Genomic DNA, 22,272 nt, shown 5'->3' with positions numbered 1-22,272 from the left:
AATAAAAAATGTTTTCAACTAAATACAGATTAAACAATATTAAATTAAGAAATAAACTGTTAATCCTGTATATCTCATGCGTTTTCCTACCAATAGTGCTTACCAATATTGCATTTTATCAAGTGACTATGACCAATATAAAAAATCAAAAAATGCACGATGTTCAATTAGTCCTAGATCAGGTAACAAGTGAATTTATCACGACAATTGATCAGGCTGTAGGGGTTGCTACGAGATTTTATACAGACTCAACTGTTTATGATTTCTTTGAAAAAGAATATGGGACTACTATTGAATATATTGACGCTTATGACGTCTACCTTAGAAATTATAATCGATTTAGTCCGCTTTATTATTCAATCCAGTCGATTACCTTCTACACAGATAATCCTACAGTAATCTTTGCAGGAGGAGTTCGTCCTATATCAGAACAAACGAAAGAGACAACCTGGTACAATCGCGTTAGCAATTCAAAGTACCCAGTTGTGATGAGACCAAATCCCACTGTAGAAAGTCACTTATTTAGTGTGTTCAGTGAATTGGATTATTATATAACGAAAAGGGACATGCAGAAGATTATTAAAATTGATATTAATCAATTGACTGTTAAAAGGATCTTCGAAAACATCTCGTTTCCAGGTAATATTTATTTATTAAATGAACATGGTGACATTGAGTTCTCTAACGATATGAGTATCGACTGGAGGACTAGTATAGTAAATTTGGATACTCTGTCATTTTCAAATGACACGATATTCTTAGAGGAAAAATTATTACAAACTAATTATTTTAAAGGCTGGAAAGTTGTTGGGACGATTACTCAACAGGAAATCCTGCAAGAACTGTATAATTCGAGACGTTTTATCTTTCTTTTAGCAAGTATTACATTTATTGTTCCTACACTAATTATTATCCTTATTTCAAGATCCCTGCATGTTCGTTTATCACGTGTTCTTAGACATATGAGGAAAATGAAAAATCAGGATTTTGCCATCATTAAGGCTTCAGACGATTTGGATGAGATCGGTGAACTAACAAAAGAATTCAACAGAATGTCAAGGACGATAAATAAACTAATAAATGAAGTGTATGTAGCCAAGATTGAAAAGAAAGATTTAGAACTAAAAGAAAAACAAGCGCAACTTAGTGCCTTGCAAAGTCAAATAAATCCACACTTTTTATTTAATGCTTTAGAAACGATTAGGATGCGCAGTCTTATGAAAGATGAGAAAGAGACAGCGAAGATTATTCAAAACATGGCCAAGATATTCAGGAATTCCCTAACATGGGGGAAAGAATGGGTAACTGTTCGTGAGGAAATGAAGTTAATGATATGCTTCTTAGAAATTCAAAAGTATCGCTTTGGAGATAAGTTGGAATACGAAATTGAAGTTGATGATGATGCTTATGATTGTATTATACCAAATCTAGCCTTCTTACCTTTTGTCGAAAATGCGAGTATTCATGGGATTGAAGCCGTTAAAGACAAGGGGAAAATTCATGTGAAAATCGAATTGATCGAAGGCGACATTGTCTATACTCTTCGAGACAATGGGGCTGGTATGACAAAAGAGAAGTTACAGCAACTAATTAATGGATTAAAGAATGAAAATAGTATGGGTGAGAGTGTTGGAATTAAAAATGTTTACTATCGCTTAAAGCTTTATTACAAAGATAGCTTTGATTTTACTATTGATAGTGAACCCAATGTAGGAACGACAATTATAATTAAGTTAAAAAGTGAAAAGTAATAATAAAATTGTGAGGCTAGTTCTTTAGTGAATGAGAGTTAGCCTTTTCCTTTTTAGGTCAAAAATAGCAGAACAAATGAACTAAATTTTTCAGGGTTTAAACTATAGTTTAGTGGGTCATGTTGGTGCGTTGAAAGCGCTATAATGAAAGTGCTTACAAGAAGTGAGCACCTAAAAAAGAGAGGGGTTGCAAAATGTTAAAAAGAAGTTATTTGTTATTATTAATGTTGTCATTTGTCCTAATCTTTGCTGCTTGTTCGAATAAAGAAGAAGCAACAAACAACAAAGAAACTAACACAAACACAGAAACAACTACAGATGGTGAAACAGCTACAATTGATACAACACCAGTAACTTATTCGTATTTCAATGCAGCTACATCACTAAAAGACATTGATACAAACACAACAAGAATTGGTAAAATCCTTGAAGAAAAAACAGGGGTTAATTTTAAAGTAGAACATCTTGTTGGTGACATGAACACTCGTATTGGGGTTATGGTCGCTAGTGGCGATTATCCTGACGTAATTGTTCCAGATGCTGCAATCGATACATTATTAGATGCAGGTGCTTTAATTCCGCTTAATGCTTTACTAGAAGAGCACGCTCCTGATCTTATGGCAGCTTATGGAGACTATATTCAACACATGACACAACCAGACGGAAACATCTACTATATTCCATTTGGTGCAACTGTTAACGAATATATTCCAAATCCAAACATTGACCAAGGTGCTTTCTGGATCCAACGTGGAATTCTTAAAGACGCTGGTTTCCCGGAAATCAAAACTTTAGATCAATACTTTGAGTTAATCGAAAGTTATGCAAAAGCTAATCCGCAAATTGACGGTATGAATGCAATTCCTTTCACAGGTTTAACGTATGACTGGAGATTTTTCGCTTTCTCTAACGTACCTAACCATTTAGCTGGTTATCCAAACGACGGTGGCGTAATGATCGACATGAATACTAACGTAGCAAGTGTTTATGCTGACTCTGATTATGCAAAACGTTATTTACAAAAGTTAAATGAAGTAAATGCAAAAGGTATGTTAGACAGAGAAATGTTCGTTGCTAACTATGATGAGTATTTAGCAAAATTAACTTCAGGACGTGTACTTGGTTTCTTCGATTACGGCTGGCAATGGGGTCAAGCTCGTGACGCGTTAAGAACTGCTGGAAATCCTGATCGTGAGTTCATGGCATTACCAATCGTATTTGATGAAAATATTAAAGACCAATATTTAGATCCACCAGCGTTTACAAACAACCGTGGAGTAGGGATTACAGTTAATGCTAAAAATCCAGAGCGTATCATCCAATTCTGGAATGAGTTAGTTAAAGAAGAAACGCAAAAGTTAGTAATGTGGGGCTTTGAAGGCGAACATTACTCAGTAGATGCAAACGGTCGTTTCTACCGTACAGAAGAACAAATTGCTTTAACGCAAAAACAAGAAGAGAGAGATGCATTAGGTATGACTTACTTCGAGTGGAGCTGGCCTCGTATCAACGGTTCATTCTCTGACGGTAATGCTGTTGAACCGCGTAGACAACCAGAAGTTGCTCTAGCTTCTTACACAGAAGGTGATAAAGAATATTTAAATGCTTATGGAATTGAAACATTCGCTCAATTATTCTCTGATCCAGACGATCGTCCTTGGTACCCAGTTTGGAGTGCAAACATGGAGCAAGGTTCTCCTCAACAAATCTTTAACCAACAAGCAGATGAGTTAGTAAGAAGATACTACCCAAGAATCGTACTTGCAGCTAATGAAGCTGAGTTTGAAGCTCAATGGAATGAGTTCCAAACAAATTATAGAAAATTAGATGTAGCATCTTATGAGAACTTCTATACTGAGGTTGTAAAGCAAAGAATTAGAGGAGAATGGTAATCTTTACATTCTGGCTGTAAAGGTCGAGGCTGTGACAAACCGAATACTTGGATTGTCACAGCTTCACTTTTTCCCATTTGGAACAAATGTTCCTTGTGGAATGTGAAAATCCAACTCTTAGTAAAATTAAGGCTTGCACTAAAAGGGCGGCAAGCCTTAGTTTTACTAAACCATTCAACGATGTACAACAAGGAGGGAGTACCATTGTCATTACAAACATCACCACAACCATCAATCGGACAAAGTCCGTTAAAGCCAAAAGAAAGACCAAAAGGCTTTAAGTTATTCTTGTACAAATGTAAAGAACAAAGAGCATTATTACTCATGAGTCTTCCGTTTTTAATCTGGTTATTTATCTTTAGATATGTACCGCTATACGGTTGGACAATGGCGTTTCAAGATTTTAAACCAGCTAGACCAATATTAGAACAAACGTATGTTGGATTTAAGCACTTTGAATTTTTATTTTCAAATCCGAGATTTTTAGAAGTAATGCGAAACACAATTGCGATGAGTTTTATCAACTTAGTGCTAGGATTTGTAACAGCGATTGGATTGGCTATTCTATTAAATGAATTAAAGAATTTGACGTTCAAACGTGTTGTACAAACAATTAGTTACATGCCACACTTCTTATCATGGGTAGTAGCAGCAAGTATCGTATCTTACTCACTATCTATGGAAAACGGAATTGTTAACATTTTACTAGTAAACTTAGGAATTTTAAAAGAGCCTATTTTATGGTTAGGAGTAGGAGAATATTTCTGGGGTATTATTGGTGCTTCAGATGTATGGAAAAACGTTGGTTGGAACTCAATTATTTATCTAGCGGCAATTGCTATGATTGATACTGAGCAGTACGAAGCAGCTGAAATTGATGGAGCAACTAGGATCCAAAAAATCTGGTATATTACTCTACCAGCTATGAAACCAGTAATTATTATTCTTTTAATTATGAACATGGGTTATATCTTAGATTCAGGGTTTGAAGCACAATACTTGTTAATGAACCCAATGAATATGGATTATGCTGAAAACTTAGATATTTTCGTATTAAGATACGGTATTTCCATGGGGAATTTCTCTTTAGCAACAGCAGCAGGTATCTTTAAAACTGTAGTCAGCTTTATTTTCTTATTCTCAGCAAATCATATTGCTAAGAAACTAGGACAAGCGAGACTATTCTAGAAGAGGAGGGGCATCATGAAATTTTTACCTAAATTAACAGGTCGTAAACGTTCTATAGATGATATCATCTTTGACTCAGTGAATACGGTATTTTTAATCTTATTATGTATTGTAATGTTATACCCAATGTTAAATACGTTAGCAGTATCACTGAATGACGCTACAGACTCAATCAGAGGAGGAATATACCTTTGGCCGAGAGAATTTACGTTTTATAGCTATCAACATGTATTTGGTGAATCTCAATTATTACATGCAGGGCTCATTTCAGTTTTAAGAACAGTAGTTGGAACTGCAATCTCAGTTTTTTGTACAGCGATGGTTGCTTACACAATTAGTCGTCAGTACTTTGTACTACGTAAATTTGTAACAATCGCTTTCGTATTAACTATGTATTTCAGTGGTGGTTTAATTCCAACGTATTTATTAATGAGAGAACTTTCATTGATCGGAACGTTCTGGATCTATATCATTCCTGGGATTATCGGGGTATTTAACTTAATTGTTGTTCGTTCATTTATTGAAGGTTTACCTGATACAATCTTTGAATCAGCGAAGATTGATGGTGCGGGCGAGTTTACAATGTTCTTCAAAATCGCATTGCCATTAAGTTTACCAGTAATTGCAACAATTTCTTTATTCGTTGCTGTAGGTCAGTGGAATTCTTGGTTTGACGTGTTCCTATATAACTCATCAAAACCAGAATTAAGCACCCTTCAATACGAACTAATGAAAATCTTACAAACGTCAAGTGCCAATACTTCTTCCAGGACGGCCGCAGACGCCTTTGCCAATGCGGGTAATGTAAGTGCAAACACAGTGACACCAACATCTATTCGCGCAGCGATGACGATGATTGTAAGTATTCCTATTATTTGTGTGTACCCATTCTTACAAAAATACTTTGTTAAAGGTTTAACTTTAGGTGGAGTAAAAGGATAATAATCGCCCTAGCTTTGTCAATCCTAAAAACTTTATGTATAACTGTAAAAAGTATATCACTATATTGATAGGTGTACAAGAAGAGATTTCTAATTTGTTTTAAAAAAGGAATCTATCTATCTCTAGCATCTTAAAAGAACAAGAATCATAAATATCACCCGTCTGCTTACCATACTCGTAGACGGGTGAAACTTTATGTAGAAATGGGAGGTAAACATGGAACAAAAAAACATACCTGCACTTCATGAAGTGTATAAAGATTATTTTTCAATTGGTGCAGCGGTAAATACTTATACATTAACTTCTGAGGAAAAAAGTTTAATAAAACACTTTAATAGTTTAACTGCAGAAAATGAAATGAAATTCGGACTCCTTCAACCACAGGAAGGTAACTTTACTTTTGATAATGCTGATAAGTTAGTTGCTTTTGCTGATGCAAATGAAATGAAATTACGTGGTCATACCCTAGTCTGGCACAACCAAACGTCAGATTGGGTGTTTACAAATAAAGATGGCTCACAAGTAGATCGCGAAACGTTATTGAAGAGAATGGAAACGCATATTTCAACAGTTATGGGACGATATAAAGGGCGTTTCTATAGCTGGGATGTAGTCAATGAAGCGATCTCAGATGATAATGCAGAATATTTACGGCCGTCTAAGTGGTTAGATATCATTGGTGAAGACTTTATAGCTAAAGCGTTTGAATTTGCTCATCAAGCAGACCCTAATGCAGCCCTATTTTACAATGATTATAATGAATCAAATCCTGAGAAACGTGAACGAATTTATCGCCTTGCAAAATCTTTACTAGAAAAAGATGTTCCGATCCACGGGATTGGCTTGCAAGCTCATTGGAATATATTTGAACCTAATTTGGATGATATCCGTGCAGCCATCGAACGCTATGCGTCGTTAGGTTTACAGTTACAAATAACGGAAATGGATGTATCGGTATTTAAATGGGATGACCAACGTGCTGACTTAACAGCACCAACGGAAGAAATGTTAGAATTGCAAGCTACGCGCTATGATCAATTCTTCCAACTATTTAGAGAATACCGTGATGTCATAACGAACGTAACATTCTGGGGAGCAAACGATCGCTATACGTGGTTAAGTAATTTCCCGGTAGTAGGAAGAAAAAATTGGCCATTCGTCTTAGACGAAAAAGGTGAACCAAAGAATTCTTTTTGGAAAATTACTGATATAAAATAAATCGTTTCATTCTCAAAGTAGTTTCGAAACGAATGTTGGAGGTATCCTATGAACGCCCTTAAAGAAAACACAGGATATGAAGGTTGGTTACGTTTTAGTAAACTTACAAATGCTAATTTAGAAGCGGAATATAGAACTTTCTTCAAGAGACTTGTCATGTCTGAAGAAAGTGAAATTTTAGGGACAGCAAAAGAAGAGTTGGTTAAAGGTATTCAGGCAATTTTAGATACTAGCTTGGAATGTTCAGATCAAGCTGGCCAAGCATCAAATATAATTCTTGCTACTCAAAACACTAAAATTGATCTAGTTACTACATTGGTAGGTGACCATTCTTCACAGCTAAATGAAGAAGGTTATATACTTAAGACAGATAAAGAAACTCACTCAGTATTGGTTTATGGGAAAACAGATAAAGGTGTCTTATACGGTGTTTTCCACTTACTAAGATTAGTGCAAACTGAAGTGAGTTTAGTAGATATCGAAATTGTAGAAAATCCAAAAAACCAGTTACGGATGCTAAATCATTGGGACAATATGGACGGGAGCATTGAACGTGGCTATGCTGGTAAGTCTATCTTTTTTGAAGATAATCGATTTGTGGAGGATTTCTCAAGAATTAAAGACTATGCAAGATTATTAGCTTCGATTGGAATTAATGGGACAACAATTAATAACGTAAATGTTCATGAGGTAGAAACAAACCTGATAACTGAAGAGTTCCTACCTGACGTAGCAAGAGTAGCAGATATATTCCGTGCTTACGGAATTAAACTATTTTTGAGCGTTAACTATGCTAGTACAATTCAATTAGGCGGATTAGGAACAGCTGATCCACTTGATGAGAATGTTCGTCATTGGTGGAAAGAAAAAGCAAAAGAGATTTATAGCTATATTCCTGATTTCGGTGGAGTTGTCGTAAAAGCTGACTCGGAACATCGCCCTGGTCCGTTCACCTATGGCAGGAATCATGCAGATGGATCAAATATGTTGGCAGAAGCATTAGAACCATTTGATGGTATTGTGCTTTGGAGATGCTTTGTCTACAATTGCTTACAAGATTGGCGCGACCGTTCGATTGATAGAGCGAGAGCAGCTTATGATCATTTTAAACCGTTAGATGGACAGTTTAAAGACAATGTCCTTTTACAAATTAAAAACGGTCCAATGGACTTCCAAGTACGTGAAGGCGTATCACCGTTATTTGGCGCAATGCCAAGTACCAATCAAATACTAGAATTCCAGATCACTCAAGAATACACAGGTCAGCAAAGACATTTATGTTACCTGATTCCACAGTGGAAGGAAATTCTTGATTTTGAAACGTATGCAAAAGGTGAAGGGTCACCAGTAAAGTCTGTCGTTGATGGCAGTATGTACGAGTATAAGTACTCAGGAATTACAGCTGTTGTCAATGTAGGTAACGATATGAACTGGACTGGACATACATTAGCACAAGCTAATCTTTACGGTTATGGCCGTTTAATCTGGAACCCAGATTTATCTACAGAGGAAATTACGAATGAGTGGGTAAAAGCAACGTTTGGAGTCGATCCTCAGGTTGTTGAAACTGTTACTGAGATGCTTCTAAAATCATGGAGCATTTATGAAAAATATACATCGCCACTTGGAGTAGGTTGGATGGTAAATCCAAATCATCATTACGGTCCAAACGTTGATGGTTATGAGTATGACAGATGGGGTACGTATCACTTTGCGGACTTACAAGGGATTGGTGTTGATCGTACAGTCGCAACAGGAACAGGCTATACAGGGCAATACTTCCCTGAAAATACGAGTTTTTACGAGTCAATTGAAACTTGCCCAGATGAGTTGTTATTGTTCTTCCATCACGTTCCCTATACACATCAATTAAAATCAGGTGTGTCCGTAATTCAACATATTTATAACACTCATTTTGAAGGTGTTGAAGAAGCTGAAGAATTAAAAAATCGCTGGTTAGCATTAGAAGGAAAAGTGGATGATGTAAGATTTCGTCATGTTCTAGCAAGACAAGAAGAACAAGCGGAGCATTCTAAGGAATGGCGTGACATTATTAATACGTACTTCTATCGTAAATCAGGGATTGCGGACGAGTTAAACCGCACAATTTATTAACATAATGGGGCTTACGCCATAACGAGAAAACTTGGTGAATAGCCAAGTTTTCTTTTTTACTATTTTTGGAGGTGTCTTGGATGAAAATGACGTTTCGCTGGTTTGGTGAAGGAAATGATACGGTAAGTTTAAAGCATATCAAACATATCCCAGGTGTTGAAGGGATTGTCTGGTCTCTACATGATTTAGCCGCTGGAGTAGAGTGGCCAATGGATCGAATTTTAGAAGTGAAAAAGCAAGCAGAAGCAGCCGGTTTAAACATTGATGTTGTGGAAAGTGTCAACATTCATGAAGATATTAAACTAGGTCTGCCTACCAGAGATGAGTATATTGAAAACTTCAAAAAGACAATTAAAAAGTTAGGAGAAGTAGGAGTAAAGGTTATCTGCTACAACTTTATGCCTGTCTTTGATTGGACGAGAACTGATCTTTTTAAAGAGTTAGAGGATGGATCTACAGCATTATTTTACGAAAAAGCTATCGTTGATGACATGGACCCACTGAAATTAGTAGAAATGATTTCAGACAATCCTGATTTTACAATGCCAGGTTGGGAGCCAGAACGTCTAAAGCATTTATCAGGTTTATTTGAAGCCTATAAACATGTATCTGAAGAAAATCTTTGGGATAATCTGAAATATTTCTTAGAAGAGATCATTCCAGTTGCTGAGGAAAATGATATTAAAATGGCGATCCATCCGGATGATCCACCATGGCCAATCTTCGGTTTACCGAGAATTATGACTTGCAAGGAGAATTTAAGAAGATTGCTTCAGCTCGTAGACAGTCCATCCAACGGTCTAACTTTATGTAGTGGTTCGTTAGGTGCCAATCCAGAAAACAACGTTGCCGACATGGTACACGAATTTGCTGATCGCATCCCGTTTGCTCATATTAGAAATGTAAAAGTGTTTGAAAACGGTGATTTTATTGAAACTTCACATCGTAGTCAAGATGGAACAGTCGATATCCTTGAAATTGTAAAAGCCTACCATGAAGTAGGATATACAGGCTATGCAAGACCAGACCACGGCAGACATATTTGGGATGAAAAATGTCGCCCAGGATACGGATTGTATGATCGTGGCTTAGGGATCATGTATATGTGGGGAATCTGGGATAGCTTAACGAGAATGAAGGAACAGGAGACGAAATAATGATCACAATAAATAGTAACTTACAAGGAAAAGTAGCGGTTATTACTGGTGGAGGTGGCGTACTTTGTGGAGCCATGGCAAAAGAACTTGCTAGACATGGCGTCAAGGTAGCGATCCTGAACCGCACTGTGGAAAAAGGAGAAAAGGTAGCTGCAGAAATTAGAGAAGCGGGTGGCGAGGCAATCGCCATTGCTTGTAATGTTGTTGATATCGAGAGTGTAAGACAAGCAGAAGAAATTGTAGCATCAGAATTTGGAGCTTGCGACATCCTAATAAATGGAGCTGGTGGAAACCACCCTGATGGTTCTACAACAAACGAAACATTAGCAATAGAAGATATCGAAAATCCTGCGGTTAAAAGCTTTTTTGACCTTAGCTTTGAAGGTTTCAACCATGTATTTAATTTAAATATTATTGGCACGGTAATTCCGACACAAATTTTCACGAAAAAAATGCTCAATCGAAAAGGTGCAATTGTAATCAATATTTCATCGATGAGTGCGCCTTGTCCGATGACAAAAGTACCTGCATATAGTGCTGCAAAAGCCGGTATTGATAACTTTACGCAATGGTTAGCTGTTCATATGGCACCAGTTGGAGTACGTGTAAATGCCATTGCACCTGGATTTTTCTTAACAGAGCAAAACAGAAAATTATTGCAAAATGAAGATGGCAGTCTTACGCCAAGGTCGGAAAAAATTATTTCACATACTCCAATGAGACGTTTTGGTTCACCTGAAGACCTGTTTGGTACTTTACTTTGGTTAGCTGATGAAAACCTTTCAGGCTTTGTCACTGGTATTTCGGTTCCTGTTGACGGTGGGTTCATGGCTTACTCTGGTGTGTAAGGAGACATAAATATGGATGTTGTGACGATTGGCGAAACGATGGTAGTGCTAACACCTGAGTCCTCTCCGTTAATGAGATATGCACATTCTTATTCACGAAAGTTTGGTGGAGCAGAAACGAATGTAGCTTTCGGATTAACAAGGTTAGGTCACCAGGTAGGTTGGATTAGTAAAGTAGGAGACGATGAATTCGGGAAGTCACTTCTCTCATTCGTCCGTGGTGAAGGTGTAGATGTTAGCGAGGTAAAGCTTGAAAAAACAGCTCAAACTGGACTGTATTTTAAGGAAGTTCGAAGCGGCGATAACGTTCGCGTCCAATATTATCGAAAAGGCTCAGCTGCAAGTACGATGTCCCCAAGTGACCTAAACGAAGCCTATATTGCGAAAGCAAAATATCTACACATTACAGGCATTACTCCTGCGTTAAGTGAGAGTTGTTACGAGACGATTATTCGTGTGATCGAAATAGCAAAAGCAAACGGATTAAAGATAGTCTTTGACCCTAATCTCCGAAAAAAATTATGGTCTGAAGAACAAGCAAGAAAGGTATTGCTCGAAATAGCTGCTTTAGCAGACATCATTCTTCCAGGTGTTGATGAGGGAACATTCATGTTCGGGGAAACGGATCCAGAAACATTAGGACAATTATTTTTAGACCAAGGGGCTCAAGTAGTCATTTTAAAGACAGGTGCAAAAGGTGCGTACTATTTTACAAAAGACGAAATGCAATTTGTCCCAGGCTTTAAAGTAAAGACAGTTATCGATCCTGTTGGTGCAGGAGATGGCTTTGCAGCAGGTGTGATTTCTGGTCTTTTAGATGAGCTGCCATTAGAAGAAGTAGTAAAGAGAGCAAATGCAGTCGGTGCTCTTGCGACACAAGTAGTCGGAGATTTTGAGGGGTTACCTGATCGAGAAGAGTTACGACAATTTATGTGTGAACCTACTGGGGAAGATATTAGTAGATAGTAGGTCAAGGAGGATATATGAATTTAATTAAACAAATTAAAGACAGTGGTATTGTTGCGGTTATTCGAGGGGCTAACAAAGACAATATCATTCCAATTGCAAAAGCTTTAAGTAAAGGTGGAGTAACGGCATTAGAATTAACTGTTGAAACTCCAAAGATCCTTTCATTGGTTGAAATGGTCGCTGATGAGTTAAAGGATGAAGCAATTGTTGGTGTTGGCACTGTATTAGATCCTGAGACGGCTCGAGCGGCAATAATGGCAGGGGCTAGGTTTGTGTTTTCGCCGGTTGTTAATGTAGAGACAATTAAAATGACGAAACGATATGGCGTGTTAAGTGTACCAGGTGCATTGACACCAACAGAAATTCTTACTGCCTACGAGCATGGCGCAGATATCATTAAGGTTTTTCCAGCTAATATCATGGGGCCAGGTTACTTTAAAGATGTGCGCGGACCACTACCACACATTCCGATGATGCCAACAGGTGGTATCGACCTAACAAACGTAGGATCTTATATAAAAGCAGGTGCAGTTGCTGCGGGAGTTGGTAGTACTCTTGTTAATACGAAAGAAACTATTGATGAAGAATATTGTGCAAAGCTAACAGAACGAGCACAGCAATTTGTAAATGAAGTGAGATTGGCTAGAGGTAATAAGTAAGTCATTATGAGGCAATTCCTTCTATGAATTGCCTCTACTAAGGAGGATGTTATGACACCTTTTATTACTGAGGATTTTCTATTACATAATAAAGCTGCAAAAATTTTATACCATGACTACGCAAAAGACATGCCTATCTATGATTACCACTGTCACTTAAGCCCAAAGGAGATTGCTGAAAATAAGTCGTTTAGTAACTTAGCAGAAATATGGCTACATGGTGATCATTATAAATGGCGAGCTATGAGAAGTTTAGGTATTTCTGAAGAGTTCATCACTGGGGAGAAAACTGATTTCGAAAAATTTCAGGCATGGTCGAAAACAGTTCCTTATACAATAGGAAACCCGTTATTTCATTGGAGCCATTTAGAACTTCAAAGATATTTCAATACAGACATATTGCTTAATGAAGAAACAAGTGAAGAGATCTGGATCCATTGTAATAAACAGTTACAAGCAGCTGATTTTACTACTCAAAAGTTAATTGAGAAATCAAATGTAAAAGTCGTTGGTACGACAGACGATCCCGTTGATGATTTACATTATCACAAACAACTGAGAGGAATCCCGGAGTTTAATACAAAAGTTATTCCAACCTTCCGACCGGATCAAGCCGTTGAACTTACAAAGTCTAGCTTTAACGACTATATTGATACGTTATCTGATGTTAGTGAAATACCGATTAAAACGTATGAGGATTTGCTTGCTACATTGGATAGTCGTGCTCACTATTTTCACGAAGTAGGCTGCAGAATTTCTGATCATGGACTAGAAACATTTCCTTTTGAAGAATGTACCTTTGAGGACGCTTCAAAGATTTTCTTACAAGCAAGACTTGGTGAAACAGTGACACTACAAGAGGAAATGAAATACAAAACCCATATTTTATTATTCTTAGGTAGACTCTATCACACATTAGGATGGGCGATGCAACTGCATGTAGGAGCAATTAGGGATAACAGTTCTAGAATGCATTCGTTACTAGGTGCGAACACAGGATTTGATTCAATTCATGATTTTTCTTTAGCTAGACAATTAAATGGTTTCTTAAATGAATTAGATAAATCGAACGAGCTACCGAAAACAATTGTTTATTCATTAAACCCAGTCCACAATTATGTCATTGCCACTGCTTGTGGTAACTTTCAGTCAGAGGTAAAAGGGAAAGTTCAATTTGGATCAGGTTGGTGGTTTAACGATCAAAAAGATGGCATGCTCCGCCAGATGACAGACCTTTCTAATCTCGGTTTACTTAGCACGTTTATCGGAATGCTAACCGATTCAAGAAGCTTCTTATCTTATACAAGGCATGAGTATTTCCGGAGACTACTCTGTCAGCTAATAGGAGATTGGGTAGAAAAAGGAGAGGCACCAGAAGACTATAAGCATTTAGGACAAATAGTCCAAGATATATGTTTTAACAATGCGAAAGAGTATTTTCAGGTAAATATAGACTAAGGAGATGAGTTGTTTTGACAAACATAAAAAAAGCAAAAATGGTGATAGATAAAGAATTTAGAATTGCAACGATCGATGATAGAATTTATGGTTCCTTTATTGAACACTTAGGAAGAGCTGTATATGGAGGGATTTATGAACCGGGCCATCCTGAAGCTGATGAACTAGGCTTTCGCAAAGATGTTATTAGTCTCGTAAAAGAATTACAGGTTCCTATTCTCAGGTACCCTGGTGGAAATATGGTTTCAGCTTATAACTGGGAAGATGGTGTTGGTCCAAGAGAGCAACGTCCACGCAGACTGGAATTAGCTTGGCGAACAATCGAAACAAATGAAATTGGAACCAATGAGTTTATGGATTGGACGAAACGAGTAAATGCAGAAGTGATGATGGCAGTTAACTTAGGGACTCGAGGAATAGATGAAGCAAGAAACTTTATTGAGTATTGTAATCATCCTAGTGGTACCTATTGGAGTGATCTTCGTCGAAGCCATGGGTATGAAGCTCCACATAAAATTAAAACTTGGTGCTTAGGAAATGAAATGGATGGTCCGTGGCAAATCGGTCAAAAGACCGCAGAGGAGTATGGGAAGTTAGCGGCGGAAACTGGAAAAGCAATGAAGCAAGTGGATCCTTCTATTGACTTGGTTGCTTGTGGAAGTTCAGGGTCAGGGATGCCAACATTCCCACAATGGGAAGCGACAACTCTTGAGCATACGTATGATGTTGCCGACTATATTTCACTTCATCAATATTTCGGTAATCGCGATAACGATTCGGCCAACTTCTTGGCTAATGGTTTAGAGATGGAACAATTTATTAAAACGGTAATCTCAACATGTGATTTCATCAAAGCAAAAAAACGTAGCAAGAAAACAATGAACCTAAGCTTCGATGAGTGGAATGTTTGGTTCCATTCCAATGATGCTGATGCGAAGATTGAACCATGGTCAATTGCTCCGCCACAATTAGAAGACAACTATAACTTTGAGGATGCTTTATTAGTAGGCTCAATGTTAATGACGTTATTACGTCATTCGGATCGCGTGAAGATTGCTTGTATGGCGCAACTTGTCAATGTAATTGCACCGATCATGACTGAAAATGGCGGAAAAGCATGGAAGCAAACCATCTTCTATCCATACCAACATGTTTCAACTTATGGGCGAGGAGTTTCTTTAAAACCAGTGGTATCTTCACCAGTCTATGATACAAAGGACTTTACAGATGTACCATATTTAGATACGGCGATCGTATTTAACGAAGAAAAAGAAGAGCTAACAATTTTTGCTCTTAACCGTCACCTTGAAGAAAGTCTAGATTTATCGTGTGATGTTAGAAGTTTTGAAGGGTACCAAATTGTTGAACACATTGTTATGGAGAATGAAAACTTAAAAGCGGTAAATAGTCTAGGTGATGAGAGGGTTGCTCCTCACAACAAAGGAGTTTCATCAATAAACAATGGTGTAATTGAAACTTTATTAACAAAAGCGTCATGGAATGTAATTCGCTTAGCAAAAAAATAAAGTAAAATAATAGGTGACTCAAATATATTAGATAAGTTAATGCCAGATATATTTGAGTCCCTCTTTAAAAGGAAAGGTGAACGTACATGAATGTAACAAGAGCACCATTCGGTTTTATTAATAATCAAGAAGTGACCTTATACACATTAACTAACAATCAAGGTATGATAGTATCGGTTTTGAATTACGGATGTATCATTACCAAAATTATCGTACCTGATAACAAAGGTAGCTTCGAAAACGTTGTTTTAGGATTTGACAAACTAGAGGATTATATTGAACATTCACCATTCTTTGGAGCTATTTGTGGACGTGTGGCAGGAAGAATTGGCAAGGGAGAATTTGACCTGAACGGGAAAATCTATACTCTTGCCAAGAATGATGGCGAAAACCATCTTCATGGTGGAATCCATGGCTTTGACAAGGTTCTCTGGGATGCTAAAGTGAAAGACGAAGAGTTAACGGTTCAATTTTCAAGGACTAGTCCTGATGGTGAAGAAGGCTATCCTGGAAATTTGGAGATGAAAGTAACTTACCAATTAACAAACGAAAATGAACTAATCATTACATATCATGGTACTAGTGATGAGGATACACTAGTAAATGTCACGAATCATTCTTATTTTAATTTAAGCGGTGATTTGAAGGATGATGTGTTACATCATGAGCTTCAATTAAAGAGTAATGCATTTATAGAGCTTGGTGATGATCTAATTCCAACGGGCCAAATTCTAGATGTAGATGATACACCGTTTGACTTCCGAAAAGGTAGAAAAATTTTGGATGGTGTCAACTCGAGCGACCACCAAAATATCTTAGTAGGAAATGGTTATGATCATCCGTTCATGTTGAGTCACAATAATCAACAAGAGATCGTCTTAACTGAACCTATGAGTGGCCGTAAACTGATTATTGAAACAGACGAGCCATCTGTTGTCGTTTACTCAGGAAATATGCTTCAAGAAAACACACAGGTATACGGTGTTCAATCACGTAAACACTTGGGTATTTGTCTTGAAACACAAGGACCACCAGATGCGATCCACCATGAGCAATTTCCTACAATGACCCTTAAAAAAGGTGAAGAGTATGTAAGGTCAACTAAATATACATTCAGCACAATTGAGTAGGAGGAAGAGTAGATGAAATATAGGCAGCTTGGAAATACGGATATTAAAGTTAGTGAGGTAAGCTTTGGTACGTGGGCAATTGGTGGCACATGGGGAGAGGTTCATGATGATGAATCCCTCCGAGCACTTCAGGTTGCCATGGACGAAGGTGTAAACTTTTTTGATACAGCTGATGTTTACGGCAATGGTCATAGCGAGGAATTGTTGGCAAAGGCAACAAAAGGTAAAGAGGCTGATATCCATATCGCCACAAAATTTTGTCGCCAGGGAGATATTCACGATCCTAAAACCTATTCAGAAGAAATGGTTCGCCAATATTGTGAAGACAGTTTACGAAGATTGCAAAGAGACTATATTGACCTTTATCAAATCCACTGCCCACCAACCGAAGTTCTTAAGGATGGAAGGGTTTATGAGGTGTTAGATAAACTACAGGCCGAGGGGAAAATTCGCTACTACGGTGTGAGTGTAGAGTCAGCAGAGCAAGGACTACTTTGTCTTCAAAATGAAAATGTACGAGCTTTACAAGTGATTTTTAATATTTTTAGACAGAAACCGTTGAAGGAGCTTTTCCCAGCTGCAAAGCAAAAAGGTGTTGGGATCTTAGCGCGATTGCCATTAGCTAGTGGTTTATTGACAGGGAAATTCACTGAAACTTCGACATTTGCTCAAGATGACCACCGCTCGTTTAACCGGAATGGTGATGCATTCAATGTAGGGGAAACTTTCGCAGGGTTAGAATTTGCTAAGGGTGTAGAGCTAAGCAGGGAGTTACAATGGATTGCTGAAGGTAGAGAGACGATGGCTCAAGCAGCCCTTCGTTGGATTTTAGATCAGGAAGAGATTAGTTGTATCATTCCTGGTTTTAAGAATGTTCATCAAGTAACTCAAAACTTAGCAGCGCTTCATACACCATCATTTACTAAAGAAGAGTTAGAAAGGTTACAAAAATTTTATCAAGAAAGCGTTCATCCGCATATTCGTGGTGTATACTAGGATTATCTATGAGCAAGAGGACAGGCAACTGTCCTCTAGGTTCACTGTTTAAAATTGGTAAATGTTCTTATAAGGTTTCACATCGGGGGAGGTACTCATCTTGTTAATAAAAACAAAGATTAGATTACTAACAATCATTTCAATTGTAGGTATCGTCATCTCTGTCTTCGCTTTTGTTGTATCGCTTAACAGTTTAGAAGGTATGAATGAACGAGCTGATCGAACATCACTGGCTGCAAAGGTAGGTACCGAAATTATTTATCTTTTTTCTAATGCTCGTACCTATGAATTGGATTACATTTATGTCAATAGCAGAGGAAGCAGTAGTGACAGTGCACGGGAACAAATTGGGTTGGTAAATGCTAAGATTGAGGAGTTAGCTTTACTTACAAGCAATCCTACTATCCAAGGGTCCACGGAGGAATTATTAAGTCTTTCTGCTCAATATATTGAGTTATATGATCAGATGGTAGAAATTAATGATGAAATAGGTTCACCGCTAAGAGGACTAATTTATAATATAAACTCATCTAGGCAAAATCTTCATACGAGATATGACTTTCTACAAGGATTGTTCGATAATGAAGCAGATAAAGCAAAGTTTCACAAGGATTACATGGATATGTTGGCATATGAGAACGAATTTGTGATGCTCCCATATCAAAATTATTATACAAAATTTGTCCGTCAATTAGATCTGGTTCAACAAGAACTAAATAAGATTGAGGATACAACCGGTTTAAAAGGTATGTTTAATATGACGTTGTCCACATATAGTAACAATCTTGAGAAGGTGGCGGCTTTGTACTTTGAGCAACAGAATTTAAATCTATCCTTTAATACAATCGTTGTAGATATTCAAGGAGTAGTTACAAGAATTGACCAAGAGCTTACAAATGACTTTCTTGCTATCGAAGCTGAGAAAAGTAGTTTTACAAAAAATCTTTATATAACTCTTGCAATTATTAGTAGTATTATTTTACTTACGTTAGTTATTTCTAGCTTCTTATTAAATCGATCAATTGTAAGTTCTGTTCAGCGTCTTCAGGCGGGTGCAAAGATTATCGGCGACGGTAATTTGACTCATCGAGTAGACGAAAGCTCTAAAGATGAAATGGGTGAGCTTGCAAAAGTCTTTAATCAAATGTCAGCAAAGGTTCAAAGCTCGTTTTCTATTGTTGACAATGTATCCAAACGTCTCGCTAGCTCGTCCTCAGTACTAGAGGATATCTCAGCTGAAACACTTGCTCAAACAGAAGAAGTGAGTGAAGCAATTGAACAAATTGCTAGTGGCGCGCATGGTCAAGCGCAGGATGTGGATTTTAGTGCACAAACGATAACAACCATGCTAGAACAAGTAACGGATGCAAATCTTTCAGCACAAAGAATAAATGAACAAGTCGATAATTCTTTACGCACCGGAAAGGATGGTCTAAAGGCTGCACAAGATTTAGGACAAACATCAGTTGAATTTATTAATCTAGCGGAAATTTTAGTAGAAAACGTTGAAAAGGTGACTCAGTATTCAAGTCAAATTGGGAAGATTGTCAGTGTCATTGAACAAATATCCGATAGTACGAATTTACTGGCATTAAACGCTAGCATTGAGGCAGCAAGAGCTGGGGAACATGGAAGAGGATTTGCAGTTGTAGCTAATGAAGTAAAAGTGTTAGCTGAAAAGTCAAAGCTAGAAGCGAAACACATTCATAACGTTATCTCTGAAATGAACAACCAGATGCAACAGTTAGCTAGCGGCGCAAAATCATTAGATGAATACAGTGAAAAACAAAATGATGCAGTTAACCAAACAGTCACATCAATTGATGCCATTATGAAACAGATTGAGTTAATTTCATCATTTACAGGCCAAATTCATGGAACGTTAGCAACGCTTAGTAACTCGTCGCAAGACATTAATGATAAAATTCAGAACATCTCAGCAGCATCCGAAGAATTTGCAGCCACAGCAGAGGAAGTTGCAGCTTCAAGTGATGACCAAATTTCTACGATGATGAAAGTTAGTGAGTCAGCAAAAGAGCTTAACGAATTGGCACAAGCTTTAACCGAAGAAATGAAGGTGTTTATTTTACAGGCCTCTGAAGCTACAGATGAAGTGGAAGATGTAGAGGATGAACTAACGAATGTAACCGAGGATATCGAAGAAACTGAGTCGAGCGAAGATGTGGAAAAGAACACGAAAACTGAACAAAGTAACTAGATTAAATATAAGAAAGAGGTACTCGGATTTGAGTACCTCTTTCTTATGTTAATTATACATTGGCTACTAAAGACGTTTAGGGTAATTTAATAGGTTCCACTGTTTTAGATGCCCACATCTAATCTTACAATTTAAACTTTTCAACCGAATTTGTTAGCTCATTAGCCATTCCAGATGTTTGTTCGGATACGGCACTTACATTCTGCATGGCAGCGGTAGTTTCTTCAAATGAAGCCATCATTTCTTCAGCACTTGAAGCTGTAGTTTCAACAACTGAAGCAAGATTGTTAATCAATTGAACGATTGCATCTGAAGTTGCTACTTCGTCGCTCGTAATATCATTAATTTCATTGATTAATTTAACCGTAATATTTACAGCATCAAGGATCTCATCTAGTGCCTCTCCAGCATTTTTAGCAACGTTAGTCCCTTCACTGACAATACTTCGACTATCCTCCATAGAAATAGCAGATTTTTGAGAGAGTTCTGCTATTTTCTGTGTTAATTTTGAAACTTCTGCAGCACCACGATTTGATTGTTCCGCCAACTTACGAACCTCATCGGCAACTACTGCAAACCCTTTTCCATGTTCTCCAGCGCGAGCAGCTTCAATAGAGGCATTTAAGGCCAATAAGTTAGTTTGTTCGGCAATAGAAGTTATTGTTCCGGTAATATTCCCAATTTCTCTGGAATACATTTCTAACTCTTTTATTAGCTTTTGTGTTTCTTCTGTTTTTGATTCAATTTCTCCCATTTTTTCGATTGTTTCATCAACCTTTTTAACACCAAATGTTGCAGAGTTCATGGTATTCTTTGAACTAATATTACCATTTGTTGCTTTTTCTTTTGCTAATTGAATTAAAGATGAAAGTTGAATAAGTGACTGCGAAGCTTCAAGTGTAGCGTCTTTACCACTAGAGGCATCTTCTGCTAATTGTTGTACTACTTTATTTAGTTCTTCAACAGAAGCTGTCACTTCTTCAACAGAAGCGGAAGTTTCTTCAGAACCTGCACTTAACTCCTCTGCGGAATTTCGGATTCCCCTAACTAGCTCATGCATTTTAGCGTTCATTCCGTTAAGTGCAACTATTAACTGTCCTACTTCATCATTACTTGTTACTTTTAAAGGATTATTAGATAAAATTCCACTTTCAATTTGCTTCACACGTGTACTAGCTTCAACAATCGGGTTACTCATTCTACGAGCAAAGAAAATACCAATCATTGCACAAACTATTGAAGTAGCGAGTAACAATAGTAGCAAGTTTCTTATAAGGACGTTAATAGACCTTTTTGCTTCTGCTTCGTCAATCTCGGCAATTATCACCCAATCTAAACCAGGTATGGAAAGTGGGGCGTATGCGCTGTAAACATACTCACCGCGATAATCTTTAATTAGGTTTTTGGCTGTAATCCCTGATAAAGCTTCTTGGGTAGCTATTGTATCAATTTTGGTTAGTCCAATATCTGACTCTTCGGTAAAAATCGAATTTGAACGCATAGTCATGTCTGCACCAACAAGATATGTTTCTCCCGTTGTTCCCATACCACTTCGTTCTGACATTTTGGTCATAATCGCCTCATCAGATAGTTGGAGAACCACTGTCCCTATAAATCTACCATTATTATTTACCGGTGCAGCTATAAATGCTGCATACGCTTGAGAAGGTTCATAAAACGCATAATCTTCTAAAACAGCTTGTCCTTGTTTTTGAGCCTCGGTAAATGCATGTGCTATATTTGATTCGCTAAGGGAGCCAGTTAGAACATTCTCACCGAAGTCAGCTTCTCTAGTCACAGTATAAATAATGTCACCTTTATTACTTATAAGAAACATATCGTAGTAATCATATGTCTCTATAAAGTATTCAAAATCGTTGTGATATAGTGAGTTTAATACTTGATAGTCTCTACTATCCTTACCAAATTCAGTAAAAGCTTTTTCTAAATCAATCATGGCATCAATAACTGTATTCCTTCTTGAGAGTATGTTAATATCTCCGAAACGCTCATTAAAATAAGCCTCAATTTGATTTTTCTTAATATCTCTAATGGCCGTAAGTTTACTTTCTTTTTCTAACTCTAATGATTTTGTCGAGCTTGTAATACTAATAAAGCTTAGGATGGCCATAGGGATTAAACTTAATAATAAGAAAAGGGCTGTTAACTTGGTAGTAATTTTCATGTTGGAAATCTTCATAATGC

16 protein-coding genes are annotated in these 22,272 nt (G+C 37.3%); 15 read left to right on the top strand and 1 reads right to left on the bottom strand.

Annotated features, from left to right (window positions below):
- Positions 1 to 8 precede the first annotated feature (8 nt).
- The 15 genes from DS745_RS08210 (at position 9) to DS745_RS08140 (ending at position 20,067) form a co-directional block, all read left to right on the top strand.
- Positions 9 to 1,751, top strand: a complete 1,743-nt coding sequence (locus DS745_RS08210; RefSeq protein ID WP_129077788.1) for a sensor histidine kinase — start codon at positions 9 to 11, stop codon at positions 1,749 to 1,751.
- Positions 1,752 to 1,945: 194 nt separating this feature from the next.
- A complete protein-coding gene (locus tag DS745_RS08205; protein ID WP_129077787.1) occupies positions 1,946 to 3,643 on the top strand; it encodes an ABC transporter substrate-binding protein in 1,698 nt (565 codons plus the stop codon).
- 180 nt (positions 3,644 to 3,823) lie between these two features.
- Positions 3,824 to 4,831 carry an ABC transporter permease gene (locus tag DS745_RS08200; RefSeq protein ID WP_129077838.1) on the top strand — a complete coding sequence of 336 codons (1,008 nt, stop codon included), beginning with the start codon at positions 3,824 to 3,826 and terminating at the stop codon, positions 4,829 to 4,831.
- A 15-nt stretch (positions 4,832 to 4,846) separates the two neighbouring features.
- Complete coding sequence (locus tag DS745_RS08195; protein ID WP_129077786.1) at positions 4,847 to 5,773, top strand: carbohydrate ABC transporter permease; 927 nt, start codon at positions 4,847 to 4,849, stop codon at positions 5,771 to 5,773.
- A 216-nt stretch (positions 5,774 to 5,989) separates the two neighbouring features.
- Positions 5,990 to 6,991: an endo-1,4-beta-xylanase gene (locus DS745_RS08190; RefSeq protein ID WP_129077785.1), complete on the top strand. Its 1,002-nt coding sequence runs from the start codon at positions 5,990 to 5,992 to the stop codon at positions 6,989 to 6,991.
- Positions 6,992 to 7,039: 48 nt separating this feature from the next.
- Positions 7,040 to 9,106, top strand: coding sequence for an alpha-glucuronidase family glycosyl hydrolase (locus tag DS745_RS08185; RefSeq protein ID WP_129077784.1), 2,067 nt, complete (start codon positions 7,040 to 7,042; stop codon positions 9,104 to 9,106).
- Between the two features lie 80 nt (positions 9,107 to 9,186).
- Positions 9,187 to 10,263, top strand: coding sequence for a mannonate dehydratase (gene uxuA / locus DS745_RS08180; RefSeq protein WP_129077783.1), 1,077 nt, complete (start codon positions 9,187 to 9,189; stop codon positions 10,261 to 10,263).
- Entirely contained in the window at positions 10,263 to 11,111 is an 849-nt protein-coding gene (locus DS745_RS08175; protein ID WP_129077782.1) for an SDR family oxidoreductase, read from the top strand. Before uxuA ends, DS745_RS08175 begins: the two co-directional genes overlap by 1 nt.
- A 12-nt stretch (positions 11,112 to 11,123) precedes the next feature.
- A complete protein-coding gene (locus tag DS745_RS08170) occupies positions 11,124 to 12,077 on the top strand; it encodes a sugar kinase (RefSeq protein ID WP_129077781.1) in 954 nt (317 codons plus the stop codon).
- A gap of 17 nt (positions 12,078 to 12,094) precedes the next feature.
- Entirely contained in the window at positions 12,095 to 12,739 is a 645-nt protein-coding gene (locus DS745_RS08165) for a bifunctional 4-hydroxy-2-oxoglutarate aldolase/2-dehydro-3-deoxy-phosphogluconate aldolase (protein WP_129077780.1), read from the top strand.
- Positions 12,740 to 12,790: 51 nt separating this feature from the next.
- The gene (gene uxaC, locus DS745_RS08160) at positions 12,791 to 14,197 is read left to right on the top strand and encodes a glucuronate isomerase (protein ID WP_129077779.1); all 1,407 of its coding nucleotides are present in this window, start codon (positions 12,791 to 12,793) and stop codon (positions 14,195 to 14,197) included.
- 38 nt (positions 14,198 to 14,235) lie between these two features.
- The gene (gene arfA, locus DS745_RS08155; RefSeq protein ID WP_129077837.1) at positions 14,236 to 15,723 is read left to right on the top strand and encodes an arabinosylfuranosidase ArfA; all 1,488 of its coding nucleotides are present in this window, start codon (positions 14,236 to 14,238) and stop codon (positions 15,721 to 15,723) included.
- 86 nt (positions 15,724 to 15,809) lie between these two features.
- Positions 15,810 to 16,853: an aldose epimerase family protein gene (locus tag DS745_RS08150; protein ID WP_129077778.1), complete on the top strand. Its 1,044-nt coding sequence runs from the start codon at positions 15,810 to 15,812 to the stop codon at positions 16,851 to 16,853.
- Positions 16,854 to 16,865: 12 nt separating this feature from the next.
- Positions 16,866 to 17,849: an aldo/keto reductase gene (locus DS745_RS08145; RefSeq protein WP_129077777.1), complete on the top strand. Its 984-nt coding sequence runs from the start codon at positions 16,866 to 16,868 to the stop codon at positions 17,847 to 17,849.
- 100 nt (positions 17,850 to 17,949) lie between these two features.
- A complete protein-coding gene (locus tag DS745_RS08140) occupies positions 17,950 to 20,067 on the top strand; it encodes a methyl-accepting chemotaxis protein (protein ID WP_129077776.1) in 2,118 nt (705 codons plus the stop codon).
- Positions 20,068 to 20,191: 124 nt separating this feature from the next.
- On the opposite strand, the gene DS745_RS08135 is transcribed toward DS745_RS08140, so the two are convergent.
- Complete coding sequence (locus DS745_RS08135) at positions 20,192 to 22,267, bottom strand: methyl-accepting chemotaxis protein (RefSeq protein WP_129077775.1); 2,076 nt, start codon at positions 22,265 to 22,267, stop codon at positions 20,192 to 20,194.
- Positions 22,268 to 22,272 lie beyond the last annotated feature (5 nt).

The sequence above is a fragment of the Anaerobacillus alkaliphilus genome, assembly GCF_004116265.1.
Lineage (GTDB): Bacteria > Bacillota > Bacilli > Bacillales > Anaerobacillaceae > Anaerobacillus > Anaerobacillus alkaliphilus.
This window is presented reverse-complemented; position numbering and strand designations above follow the sequence as displayed.